Origin of the sequence: Streptomyces achromogenes (assembly GCF_030816715.1) — a bacterium.
GTDB lineage: Bacteria > Actinomycetota > Actinomycetes > Streptomycetales > Streptomycetaceae > Streptomyces > Streptomyces achromogenes_A.
Map to the genome: position 1 here is coordinate 5,989,836 of NZ_JAUSYH010000001.1, position 12,348 is coordinate 6,002,183.

Below are 12,348 nucleotides of genomic sequence, written 5' to 3' on the forward strand. Positions count from 1 at the left end.
GGACGCACACTGCCGTGCGCCCATCAAGCGAACGCGCAACGCCGAGGTGGAATGTGAAGGCGATCCGTCGATTCACCGTCCGACCCCTCCTCCCCGAACCTCTCAGGCCGCTCAGCGACCTGGCCCGCAACCTGCGCTGGTCCTGGCACGCGGAGACCCGCGACCTCTTCCGTTCCGTCGACCCCGAGCGCTGGGCCCGCTCGGACGGCGACCCGGTGAGACTGCTCGGAGGCGTGCCCCCGGCACGCCTCCTCGAACTCGCCGAGGACCGCCGCTTCCTGCGCCGGCTCGCCACGGCCGCCGGCGACCTGCACGACTACGTCAGCGGCGAGCGCTGGTACCAGGCGCAGCCCTCCTCCGCCGGACTCCCGGCCGCCGTCGCCTACTTCTCGCCCGAGTTCGGCATCACGGCCGCGCTTCCCCAGTACTCCGGCGGCCTGGGCATCCTCGCCGGCGACCATCTGAAGGCGGCCAGCGACCTGGGCGTGCCGCTGATCGGCGTGGGCCTGCTCTACCGGCACGGCTACTTCCGTCAGACCCTCTCGCGGGACGGCTGGCAGCAGGAGCACTACCCCGTCCTCGACCCCAACGAGCTGCCGTTGACCCTCCTGAAGGAGGAGGACGGCACGGCGGCCCGGATCTCCCTCGCCCTTCCCGCGGGCAGGCGACTGCACGCCCGGGTGTGGCTGGCGCAGGTCGGCCGGGTGCCGCTGCTCCTGCTCGACTCCGACGTCGAGGAGAACGACCTCGGCGAGCGCGGGGTGACCGACCGGCTCTACGGCGGCGGCAGCGAACACCGGCTGCTGCAGGAGATGCTGCTCGGCATAGGGGGTGTCCGGGCGGTGCGCACGTACTGCCGGCTGACCGGCCATGCCGAGCCCGAGGTCTTCCACACCAACGAGGGCCACGCCGGCTTCCTCGGCCTGGAGCGCATCGCCGAACTCGGTGACCTGGGCCTGGACTTCGACGCGGCGCTGGAGGCCGTCCGGGCCGGGACGGTGTTCACCACGCACACGCCCGTCCCGGCCGGCATCGACCGCTTCGACCGGGAGCTGGTCGCCCGGCACTTCGGCCCCGACGCCGAGCTGCCCCGGATGGACGTCGACCGCATCCTGCGGCTGGGCAGGGAGACCTACCCCGGCGGCGAGCCGAACCTCTTCAACATGGCCGTCATGGGACTGCGACTGGCGCAGCGCGCGAACGGGGTGTCGCTGCTGCACGGTCAGGTCAGCCGCGGGATGTTCTCCGGCCTGTGGCCCGGCTTCGACCCCGAGGAGGTGCCGATCACCTCCGTCACCAACGGCGTGCACGCCCCGACCTGGGTGGCCCCGCAGGTGCTGCGCCTCGGCGCCCGGCAGATCGGCGCCGAGCGCGCCGAGGACGCCCTCAGCGTCGGCGGCTCCGACCGCTGGGACTCCGTCGCCGACATCCCCGACCAGGACATCTGGGAGCTGCGCCGCGAGCTGCGCGAGCAGCTGGTGCTGGAGGCGCGGCGGCGACTGCGCGCCTCGTGGCGTCAACGGGGAGCGGCGAGCGCCGAGTTGGGATGGATCGACGGCGTCCTGGACCCCGACGTCCTCACCATCGGCTTCGCGCGCCGGGTCCCGTCGTACAAGCGGCTGACGCTGATGCTGCGGGACCGCGACCGGCTCATGAAACTGCTGCTGCACCCGGAGCGGCCCATCCAGATCGTCGTCGCGGGCAAGGCGCATCCGGCGGACGACGGCGGCAAACGCCTGGTGCAGGAACTCGTCCGGTTCACCGACGACCCGCGGGTGAGGCACCGCATCGTCTTCCTGCCCGACTACGGCATGGCCATGGCGCAGAAGCTGTACCCCGGCTGCGACATCTGGCTCAACAACCCGCTCCGTCCGCTGGAGGCCTGCGGCACGTCCGGCATGAAGGCCGCGCTCAACGGCTGCCTCAACCTGTCCGTCCTGGACGGGTGGTGGGACGAGTGGTTCCAGCCGGACTTCGGCTGGGCCATCCCCACCGCGGACGGCGCCGGAACCGACCCGGACCGCCGGGACGACATCGAGGCGACGGCCCTCTACGACCTCCTGGAACAGCGCATCACACCGCGTTTCTACGAGCGCGGCCGGGCGGGGCTGCCCGACCGCTGGATCGAGATGGTCCGCCAGACCCTCACCCTGCTCGGCCCGAAGGTGCTGGCGGGGCGCATGGTCCGCGAGTACGTGGAGCGGCTCTACACCCCGGCCGCCCACGCGCACCGGACGATGGTCCCCGGCACGGCGCGTGAACTCGCCGGCTGGAAGCAGCGGGTGCGTGCGGCCTGGCACGCGGTGGCGGTCGACCACGTGGAGACGTCGGCGGCCACCGTCTCGGCCGAGCTGGGCACGACCCTCGCCCTGCGGGTGCGGGTGCGCCTCGGCGACCTCACCCCCGACGACGTCGAGGTGCAGGCGGTCTCGGGCCGCGTCGACGAGGAGGACCGCATCACGGACGCGGCCACGGTCCCGCTGAAACCGGCGGGCGGCCCGGACCTGGAGGGCAGGTGGGTCTACGAGGGACCGCTGTCGCTGGACCGCACGGGCCCCTTCGGATACACGGTCCGCATCCTCCCGGCCCACCGGCTGCTGGCGTCCGGCGCCGAACTGGGGCTGCTGGAGGCACCGTCCGAGGAGGCGGTCGAAGGAGCGGGCGTCCTGCTGCGCTGATCCGGCGGGCGCGCGCGACCGGGAGGTCGCGCGTGGCAGGCGGCGGCGGGCGGCGGCTCTCCCATGAGGTCCGCCGCCCGCCGTCCGCCGGCTGCCGGCCCTCCAGTGAGGTTCGTCGTCCGCCGCCCGCCGGCCCGTCGCCCACCCGTCCGTCGTCCCGTCGTCCCGTCGACCCGTCCGTCGGCCGTTCCGGGGGCGGCGGAAATCTCTGGCAGGGTCACGGGCACGGCCGTTATGCTCCCCGCGATGACTACTCCTACTGGCGACAGATCGGGGGACCCGTCCGCGCAAGGTGAGTGCTGATGGCGACTCACCTCGCGAACGAGGATTCCCCGTTTTCCTTCTGGCCGCGCGTGCGCGAGTTCGCCGTGCCGGCCTCCATGATCGAGACCGCGACCGCGCGCCGCCAGGCCGGCGACTGGGCGGGCGCATGCGCCGCGGCGGGCGTCGACGTCGATCTGGACCTGCGCACCCTGGCGACCGGCCATGGCCGGGAGTTCGCCTCCCTGCTCCGTTCCGACCTGCGGCACCTGGCTCCCGACCTGCTGCGCTGGCATCTGCCGAGAATCGCCCCCGACGGGCTGCTGCGGCCCGGCCTGACGGTCGCCCTCGCGCGCTACGACGGCGTGGGGCGCGGCGGGCGGCCGGTGCATCTGGTGGTGCGGACGCCGCCCTCCTGGGCGGATGCGGGCCAGCGGATCAGCCTGACGGTGTGGAAGGGATTCCGCGCGGGCCACGGCGCCGGCCCAGGTCATCCGCACCCCCACCCCCACCCCAGCCGGCGGTTCCGTCTCGACCTGCACCGGCATCTGTGGGACGCGCGCCGCACGGACGAGCTGCGGACCCGGTCCGGCGCGCCGGCGGCGCGGACGCCGGGAGAGCCGGCGGACGACGAGGGGGCGCCGCGCCTCACGTTGCCGCCGGGTGCGGTGCCGGACGGCCGTACCGGAGCCGTCGACCGGTGGGCCGCCGAGGCGGACATCCTGCTCCGCGCGGAGGGACGGTCCGGCGGCGCCGTCCTGGTGCGGCTCGGCGGACGGCACCGGCTGGTCCTGGAGACGGACGGGGACGACCGCGCCGGACCGCCCGCGCTGCGCGTCGCGCCCGCCGGCGGAGGGGCCGGCGCCGCCCCGGGAACCGGTCCGGCGCTGCCCGTGCTGCCCGATGCCGCCACCTGGGTGCCACCCGACCTGGAGATGCTGCGCGCCGGCGCGATCGACGCCGGCCGGCTGCACCCGCTGGTCGCCGCGGCCCTGGTGCCTGACCGGCGGCCGAAGGACCGTGCCGACGCCGCCGACCGGCCGGGACAGCCGCGTTTCGTGGAGTGCCGGGGAGCCCGTCACCGGATCGGCCTGGTCGACGGGGTGCTCGTCCCCTTGGACCACGACCCGGCCGAACTCCGGCGGGAGGAACTCCTGGTCGCGCTCAGCGGAACCCCGTTGCCGTGCCTGCGGGCCGTCGACGAGGCCCACCGCCGCCCGGACTGCCTCACCGGCGTCCGCGAACGCCTGGTCCACGGCGACATCGCCGGCGCGCTGGCCGTCGTCGAAGGGCTGCTCGGCCCCGAGGCGTTGCTGCGCGACGGCGCGCTGCGCGACGAACTCGAGGCGGCCGCCCGACGGCGGATCACCTACGGGCTGTTCCGGGCGGGCCTGACCGGGCCCGCGCCGGGCCGCCTCCCACCGCGCGAGCCCCGTCCGGCCGGCCTGCGCTCGCGCCCCCGCCACATGACCGGCCGCTGAACCGGATCCACACCGATCCAACGGATCCAACGGATCCACACCAATCCAACGGATCCAACGGATCCAACCGATCCGCGCCGATGCGCACGGATCCGGCACGGCGCGGCCTGCTCCGACGCCCCACCACTGCACAACACCTGCGAACGACCTGGCACACCGCCTCACACGACCCCGCCCGACCCCGCCACCCCATGACCTCTCGCGAACCCAAAGGTGATCACCCATGCCCACATGCGCCCCGCTCGCCCTCGTCGACGCCCCGGCCGACGCACCGTCCCGACCGGACAGCACCTCGCCGTCGGACGTTCCGAACCCGCCCGACGCCCCGGCCGCCCGACTCGACGTGGCCGCAGACCTCCTGGCCCTGTTGCGCGACGTCACCACCGAACCGCGGCCCGACACCCAGCTCGAGGCCCTGACCCTCGCCGTGGCGGCCGACCTGCCCGTGCTGCTGTGGGGCGAGCCCGGCATCGGCAAGACCGCCGCGCTGACCCAGCTGGCGGCCGCTCTCGACCTTCCGCTGACCACCGTGATCGCCAGCGTGCACGAGCCGTCCGACTTCTCGGGGCTGCCGGTCCTCGGCGACGACCCCGCGACGCAGGGCGTTCCGATGGCTCCGCCGGACTGGGCCGTACGGCTGGTGCGGGCCGGCCGCGGGCTGCTGTTCCTCGACGAGCTGTCCACCGCTCCGCCCGCTGTACAGGCCGCGCTGCTGCGGCTGGTGCTCGAGCGGCGGATCGGCGCCCTGCGACTGCCGCCGGGCGTGCGGATCGTGGCAGCCGCCAACCCGCGGTTCTCGGCGGCCGACGGCTGGGAGCTGAGCCCGCCGCTGGCCAACCGCTTCGTCCACCTGCAGTGGGCCCACGACCACGACGTCGTCGTCCGCGGTCTCGGCGGGACCTGGCCCCGGGCGACCCTGCCCCGACTCGACCCGGCGAGGCTGCCGGAGGCCGTCGACTTCGCGCGCCGCGCGGTGTGCGGCCTGCTGGCCGCCCGCCCCACGCTCGTACACCGGCTGCCCAGCGGCGAGACGCGCCGCGGCGGCGCCTGGCCGTCGCCGCGCAGCTGGGAGATGACCCTGCACCTGATCGCCTTCGCGACGGCGGCGGGCTCCTCCCGGGACGTGCTCTCCCTCCTGGTGCGCGGCGCGGTCGGGGACGGGCCGGGGCTGGAACTCCTGGCCGGCCTGGACCGGATGGACCTGCCGGACCCCGAGGACTTGCTCGCCGATCCGGCCGGCGCGGAGCTGCCCCAGCGGGGCGATCTGCGCCAGGCGGCGTTGGACGCGGTGGTGGCGGCGGTCCGCTCCCGCCCGGACCGGTCCCGCTGGGACGCGGCGTGGGCGCTGCTGGTGCGGGCGGTCGAGACCGGGGCCCCCGACCTGGTGGTGGTCCCCGCGACCACCCTCGCCGCGCTGCGCCAGGACGACTGGGACGTCCCCCCGTCGATCGAGAGCCTCGCCGGCGCGGTGGCCCTGTCCCACCGCGCGGACCGGGCGGCGGCCCGCACGAAGCAGCGGGACGCCGGCACGGCGAAGGCGACCCGATGAGCACGAAGGGTTCGGCGGACACGGGGTCCGGATTGCCGGCGGACGGCCTGCCGGGGTGGGCGGGCGCCGTGCCGGGCGTATCGGCGGCCGGGCGGCCGGGTTCGGCGGGTGGGGGGTCCGGTGCGCAGGTGAATGCCGGGGGGCCGGCGGGCGGGAGGTCCGGTGTGCCGGTGGGTGCCGGGGGCTCGGCCGGTGCGGGACCGGGTGGGCCGGTGGGGGCGCGGAGTCCGGCGGCTCTGGCGGCCGGCGTGCCGTTGTCCGCCCGGCGCGCGGCCGACGCGGCGGCCGGCCCGCCGTTGGACATGGACAAACTGCTCGCGGCCCGGTTGTACGCGGCCAGGGTCCGCCCCTACCTCGCGACGGCCCTGTTCGCCCTGCACATCGTGGAGTCACGGCAGGTCCCGACGATGGGCGTGGACCGGTACTGGCGGTGCTACGTCTCGCCCGGGTTCGTCGAGCGGATGCCGGTCGAGGATCTGGCGGGGGTGTGGGTGCACGAGGTGTCGCACCTGCTGCGCGACCATCACGGCCGCAGTGACCGCCTCGCGAGGCAACGCGGCCTGACCGGGCCGGGGGAGCGGCTGCGGATGAACATCGCCGCGGACTGCGAGATCAACGACGACGCGTACGGGGACGGACTGGTCGAGCCCGCCGGCGCCGTGACACCGGGCTCACTGGGACTGGATCCGGGCGAGCTCATGGAGGACTACCTGCGTCAGTTCCGGCTCGGGCCGAGCACGCAGCGCCTGTCCTGGCTGGACTGCGGCAGCGGCGCGGACGGGCGGGAACGGGAGTGGGAACTGGGCCCCGACGGCGCGGACGGCCTCAGCGAGCAGCAGCGGGACGCCGTCCGGTTCCGGGTGGCGCAGGGCATCAAGGGGCGGCCGGGGTCGGCGCCGAAACAGTGGAAGAGGTGGGCGGAGGAGGCCTTCCACCCGCCGCAGCCCTGGCGGGAACTGCTGGGCGCGGCGGTCCGCTCGGCGGCCTCCGGTCCTGGCGTGGGCGAGGACTACACCTACGGCCGTCCCGCGCGCCGCTCGGCCTGCCTGCCCGGCGTCGTCCTGCCGAGCCTGCGACGCCGGCCGCCCCGGGTCTGCGTCGTCATCGACACCTCCGGTTCGGTCAGCGACGCCGAACTGGGCAGCGCGCTCCTGGAGGTCGCGGCCATCTCCCGTGCCGTGGGCGGCCGGCGTGACCTGGTCTCCGTGGTGCCGTGCGACGCGTCGGCGGGGATGGTGCACACCCTGTGCCGCGCCGAGGGCATCCCCCTGGTGGGCGGCGGCGGCACGGACCTGCGCACCGGCTTCGCCAAGGCCCTGCGGGGGAATCCCCGCCCCGACGCGATCGTCGTCCTCACCGACGGCCAGACCCCCTGGCCCGAAACCCGCCCGTCCTGCCGCACGGTGATCGGCCTGTTCCCCCGCGACCGCGCCGTCTACAACGAGACGAACCCCGACTACGTCCCCGACACCCCGCCCGCCTGGGCCCGGGTGGTGGAGATCGGGACGGCGGGGGGAGGGGGGTGAGCGGGCGGTCGTTCGGACTCGCCGGCGGCGGCGAGCGCGGAGCGCGGACCGCCGGGACGAGCCGGGCGGCAGAGCCGGAAGCTGTTGGTGAACTGGTGCGGGACGTGAGCGCGGTGGGCCGGCTCGCGAGATCGCCGGAGCGCGACCTGTCCCGGCGCCCGTGCTCTCACGCGTCGTCCCCGCCCCCGCACAGCTCACGCAGGACCTTGCCGCAGCGGCGGGCGTAGGCGTGTTGGAGGCCTCTGGTCGCCGGGCCGGCGGCAATGGTGTACCACTTCGCGGGGCGGCTGAACGCCGACACCGTCAGCCAGACCGTGCCGTCTCCCGTGCGGTCGACGACGAAGGACTCCTCGCCGCGTTCGGGGTGGCCGCGGAGGGTGCCGTAGGCCCAGCCGGCGCGCCGGGGTTCGTCCACCGTCCAGACCACGCGGCAGGGGGCCTTGATGACGCCGCCCAGGGTGACGGTGACGTCGACGTCGGGGGCCGCGCGGTCCGCCGTGGCGTCGATGCCGACACCGAGGGCGCGGTGCATCTGCCAGGTCATGACGGCGTCCGCGGCGCGCCGGAAGACGTCGTGGCCCTCGCCGAGGCGTGCGCGGACGTGGAGGGGGCGGAAGCCCTCGGGGCAGGAGCCGGGGCGGTCGCGCGTCGCGCCGACGTCGTCGTACGTGAAGTCCTTCGAAGACATGGGAGCCAAGAGTAGGGCGGCACCCGGGAATGCCTTCGTCCCGGGTGCCGCCCAGCTCGCTACGGCAGGGTCAGTTGACGTTGATCGCCGACCAGGCCGCCGCCACGGCCTTGTACTCGGTGCTGCCGGTGCCGCCGTACAGCGCCGAGGCCGCCGAGAGGGTGCCGGTGCGGGCGCCCTTGTAGGTGGTCGTCGACGTGAAGTACGTCGTCAGCGCCTTGTACCAGATCTGCAGCGCCTTGGCGCGGCCGATGCCGGTGACCGTGGAGCCGTTGGACGTCGGCGAGTTGTAGGTCACGCCGTTGATCGTCTTCGAGCCGCTGCCCTCGGACAGCAGGTAGAAGAAGTGGTTCGCGGGGCCCGACGAGTAGTGCGGGTCGAGGCCGGACACGGCGGAGGACCAGTAGTCCTTGGACCCGCCGTCCTTGCTCGGCTTGTCCATGTACCGCAGCGGGGTGCCGTCGCCGTTGATGTTGATCTTCTCGCCGATGAGGTAGTCGCCCTTGTCGGACGCGTTGTTGGCGAAGAACTCCACACCGGTGCCGAAGATGTCGGAGGTGGCCTCGTTCAGACCGCCGGCGTCACCCGAGTACTCCAGACCCGCGGTGACCGAGGTCAGACCGTGGCTCATCTCGTGGCCGGCCACGTCCAGCGAAGTCAGCGGGTGGGTGTTGCCGTCGCCGTCGCCGTACGTCATGCAGAAGCAGTCGTCGTCCCAGAAGGCGTTGACGTAGGCGTTGCCGTAGTGGACGCGGGAGTAGGCGGCCTTGCCGTCGTTCCTGATGCCGCTGCGGTTGAAGGTGCTCTTGTAGAAGTCCCAGGTCATCTGCGCGCCGTAGGCGGCGTCCACGGCCGCGGTCTGGTCGCTGGAGGAGCTGGAGGCCGTGCCGGTGCCCCACGCGTCGTCCGCGTCGGTGAACAGGGTGCCGGTGGAGGAGGACGTGCTGCGCGCCTTGTTGTAGGTCTTGTGGCCGCCGCGCGTGCCGTCGGTCAGGTTGTACGTCGATCCCGACTTGGTCGTGTTGAGGGTGACCGTGCCCGAGTAGAGGCTCTTGCCGGTGCCGGTCTCGATGGCCTGGTGCTCGTAGAGCTTCTTGCCGGTGGTGGCGTCGGTGATGACGTGCAGCCTGCTCGGGGTGCCGTCGTCCTGGAGGCCGCCGACGACCGTCTCGTAGGCGAGCGTCGGGGTGCCGTTGCCGGCCCAGATCACCTTGCGGGGGGCCTGGTCGGCGGCGGTGGCCTCCGAGCCGGCGGCCTTGGCGGCGGTGAGCGCCTGCTTCTGGACCTTGGCGGTGGCGACCTGCGGGGTGAGCGTGGACACCTTGATGGTGGCCGAGACGGCCTTGGTCACGCTCTGGGCGCCGGAGGGGGCCTTGTGCACGACCAGGTCGCCGCCGAGGACCGGCAGGCCCGCGTAGGTGCGCTCGTAACGGGTGTGGACGGTGCCGTCGACGTCCTTGACGACGTCCTTGACGACCAGCTTCTCCTGGGCGCCGAGGCCTATCGACTTGGCGGTCGCGGCCGCGTCGGACTGCTGCTGCTGGATCAGCGTGGTGCGGGCCGCGGAGGTCAGCTGGACCGGGGCGCCCTGCAGGGCGGCCCGCGCGCCGGAGTCCGCCGGGGCGGCGGCGCTACCGGTGGTCAGGCCGGTGGTGACCAGGGCTCCGGCCGCGACGGCGGTGGCGATGGCCAGAGTGGTGCGCTTGTGACGCGCGTAGAGGGAGGTCACACAAGCTCCTTCATGTGGGGGGTCCGGGCGGCGTGGGGCGGCCGCCCGTGACGGTAGTGAAGTTGTGCGGCGGGTGAAACGAAGACTGACATCCGGGCGCGTACATGTCAGGACCCCGAAGTGATGTTGGCCGAAAGTCGACTGTCCGGTGAACATTGCAGGCACGTAAACGGAGTTGAGCCGTGGTAAAGCGGCAACAGGACGCGGGTAAGGGGCGGGCAAAAAGGGGGCGCCGCCCCGGGGAGGTGGTGCCTCCGGGGCGGCGCCCTGTGCGGTGCCTTTCAGGCGGTTGTGCGTGGCCCGTGCGGGGCCTGTGGCCTACGGGAAGGTCAGCTTCCAGCTGTTGATGTAGCCGGTGTCCTGGGCCGCGTTGTCCTGGACCCTCAACTGCCAGACACCGTTGGCGACCTCGGAGGAGGCGTTCACCGTGTACGTGGTGTTGAGGTTGTCCGTGCTGCCGCCGGTGCCGTACGCCTTCAGCGTGTAGGCCGTGCCGTCGGGGGCGATCAGCTGCACCCGGAGGTCGCCGATGTAGGTGTGCACGATGTCGACCGCCACCGCGAGGTTCGACGGCGCGTTGCCGGTGCGGCCCGAGACGGTGATCGACGAGTTGACCGCCGCCCCGTTGTCCGGAATCGATACGTCGGCCGTGTTCTCGAAGGAGGTGCCGCCACCTCCGCCGCCGCCGCCCGAACGCGCGCCCACCGCGACGCCCGCCCACGCGTCCTGCACCGCCTTGTACTCGGCGGAGGTGGTGCCGTACAGCTCACCGGCCGCCGCCAGCGTGCCGGTGCGGGCCCCCGCGTAGTTGGTGGTCCTGGTGAACTTCGTGGTCAGCGCGCGGAACCAGATCTTCTCCGCCTTGTCGCGGCCGATGCCGGTGACGGCGAGGCCGTCCGCGGTGGGCGAGTTGTAGCTGACGCCGTTGATGACCTTGGCGCCGCTGCCCTCGCTCAGGAGGTAGAAGAAGTGGTTCGCCGGCCCGGACGAGTAGTGGACGTCCACCGACCCGATCCCCGAGTACCAGCTGTCCTTCGACGCACCGTCCTTGCTCGGCTTGTCCATGTACCGCAGCGGCGTGCCGTCGCCGTTGATGTCGATCTCCTCGCCGATGAGGTAGTCACCGACGTCCGAGGAGTTCTGGGCGTAGAACTCGACCGCGGTGCCGAAGATGTCCGAGGTGGCCTCGTTGAGGCCGCCGGACTCCCCGCTGTAGTTGAGGCCCGCGGTGTTGGAGGTGACGCCGTGCGTCATCTCGTGCCCGGCCACGTCGATGGCCGTCAGCGGGTGGGTGTTGCCCGAGCCGTCGCCGTAGGTCATGCAGAAGCAGTTGTCGTCCCAGAACGCGTTGACGTACGCGTTGCCGTAGTGCACGCGCGAGTACGCGCCCACACCGTCGCCCTTGATGCCGTTGCGGCCGTGCACGTTCTTGTAGTAGTCCCAGGTGAGGGCCGCGCCGTAGTGCGCGTCGGCGCCCGCGGTCTCCGCGTTGGAGGCGGCTCCGGTGCCCCAGACGTCGTCGGGGCCCGAGAAGAGCGTTCCGGTGCCGGAGGAGCCCCGGTTGAGGTTGTACGTCTTGTGGTTGCCCCGCGCGGCGTCGGTCAGGTTGTACGTCGACCCCGACTGCGTGGTGCCGAGGGTCACCTGGCCGCTGTACATCGTGTTGCCGGTGCCGGTCTCGATGCCCTGGTACTCGTACAGCTTCTGGCCGGTGGTCGCGTCGGTGATGACGTGCAGTTCGTTCGGAGTGCCGTCCTCCTGGAGGCCGCCGACGACGGTCTCGTAGGCGAGGGCCGGGGTACCGTTCGCCGCCCAGATCACCTTGCGCGGCGCGCGGTTGGTGTCCGCCTTCGCGGTGCCGTCGGCCTGCGCCAGGCTCAGCGCCTGCTTCTCCGCCTTCGCCGCCGCGATCGTGGGCGTCAGCGAGGCGACCTGGACGGCGGCCCGGGTGGCCATGATGACGCCCTCGGTGGCGCCGGACTTCGCGGTCTCGACGACCAGGTCGCCGCCGAGGACCGGGAGTCCGCTGTAGGTGCGCTCGTAGCGCGTGTGCAGAGTGCCGTCGGCGTCCTTGACGACGTCACGGACGACGAGCGCCTCCTTGGCGCCGAGGCCGAGCTCCTTGGCGGTGGCCGTCTTCCCCGCCTCCGCTTCGCGGATCAGCGCGGCGCGCTGGGCGGGGGTGAGGCGCACCGACTCGGCGCCCGGGTTGGCCTTGCCCGCCGCCTGCGGTGTCTTTTCCGGGGCGGCGGTCGCGGCGCCGGACTGCACGGCGGCGGCTATGAGCGCGGAGACGCCGACGAGGGCGACTGCCGCGGCACGACGGGAGGGGCTGTGGGGGGTGCGTCTGCGAGAGGGACTGCTGCTCAACACTGACTCCTTCTGCGCGGCCGCGGATCACGCGGCCAGGGGAGACCCGAAAGGCGGGTGGGCCGG

The 12,348-nt window shown here is 73.4% G+C and carries 7 protein-coding genes; 4 read left to right on the forward strand and 3 right to left on the reverse strand.

Going from position 1 to position 12,348, the window contains the following annotated elements:
• The first annotated feature begins 53 nt into the window (after positions 1-53).
• The 4 genes from QF032_RS27045 (at position 54) to QF032_RS27060 (ending at position 7,495) form a co-directional block, all read left to right on the forward strand.
• Positions 54-2,678, forward strand: a complete 2,625-nt coding sequence (locus tag QF032_RS27045; RefSeq protein WP_307046037.1) for a glycosyltransferase family 1 protein — start codon at positions 54-56, stop codon at positions 2,676-2,678.
• 302 nt (positions 2,679-2,980) lie between these two features.
• Complete coding sequence (locus QF032_RS27050; protein ID WP_307057790.1) at positions 2,981-4,420, forward strand: hypothetical protein; 1,440 nt, start codon at positions 2,981-2,983, stop codon at positions 4,418-4,420.
• Between the two features lie 223 nt (positions 4,421-4,643).
• On the forward strand, positions 4,644-5,969 hold the full coding sequence (locus tag QF032_RS27055) for an AAA family ATPase (protein WP_307057792.1): 1,326 nt from the start codon (positions 4,644-4,646) through the stop codon (positions 5,967-5,969).
• A 302-nt stretch (positions 5,970-6,271) separates the two neighbouring features.
• Positions 6,272-7,495, forward strand: coding sequence for a vWA domain-containing protein (locus QF032_RS27060; protein ID WP_307060389.1), 1,224 nt, complete (start codon positions 6,272-6,274; stop codon positions 7,493-7,495).
• Between the two features lie 166 nt (positions 7,496-7,661).
• On the opposite strand, the gene QF032_RS27065 is transcribed toward QF032_RS27060, so the two are convergent.
• From QF032_RS27065 to QF032_RS27075, 3 genes are all read right to left on the reverse strand, one after another.
• Entirely contained in the window at positions 7,662-8,183 is a 522-nt protein-coding gene (locus tag QF032_RS27065) for a DUF1990 domain-containing protein (RefSeq protein WP_307046043.1), read from the reverse strand.
• Between the two features lie 70 nt (positions 8,184-8,253).
• Complete coding sequence (locus QF032_RS27070; protein WP_307057794.1) at positions 8,254-9,912, reverse strand: M4 family metallopeptidase; 1,659 nt, start codon at positions 9,910-9,912, stop codon at positions 8,254-8,256.
• 318 nt (positions 9,913-10,230) lie between these two features.
• Positions 10,231-12,285: a M4 family metallopeptidase gene (locus QF032_RS27075; RefSeq protein ID WP_373430387.1), complete on the reverse strand. Its 2,055-nt coding sequence runs from the start codon at positions 12,283-12,285 to the stop codon at positions 10,231-10,233.
• Positions 12,286-12,348: the final 63 nt, after the last annotated feature.

Excerpts from the sequence above, each read along its gene's own strand:
- QF032_RS27060 (WP_307060389.1), top strand. The coding sequence starts at position 6,272 with ATGGACAAACTGCTCGCGGCCCGGTTGTACGCGGCCAGGGTCCGCCCC.
- QF032_RS27055 (WP_307057792.1), top strand. The coding sequence starts at position 4,644 with ATGCCCACATGCGCCCCGCTCGCCCTCGTCGACGCCCCGGCCGACGCA.
- QF032_RS27050 (WP_307057790.1), top strand. The coding sequence starts at position 2,981 with ATGGCGACTCACCTCGCGAACGAGGATTCCCCGTTTTCCTTCTGGCCG.
- QF032_RS27065 (WP_307046043.1), bottom strand. The coding sequence starts at position 8,183 with ATGTCTTCGAAGGACTTCACGTACGACGACGTCGGCGCGACGCGCGAC.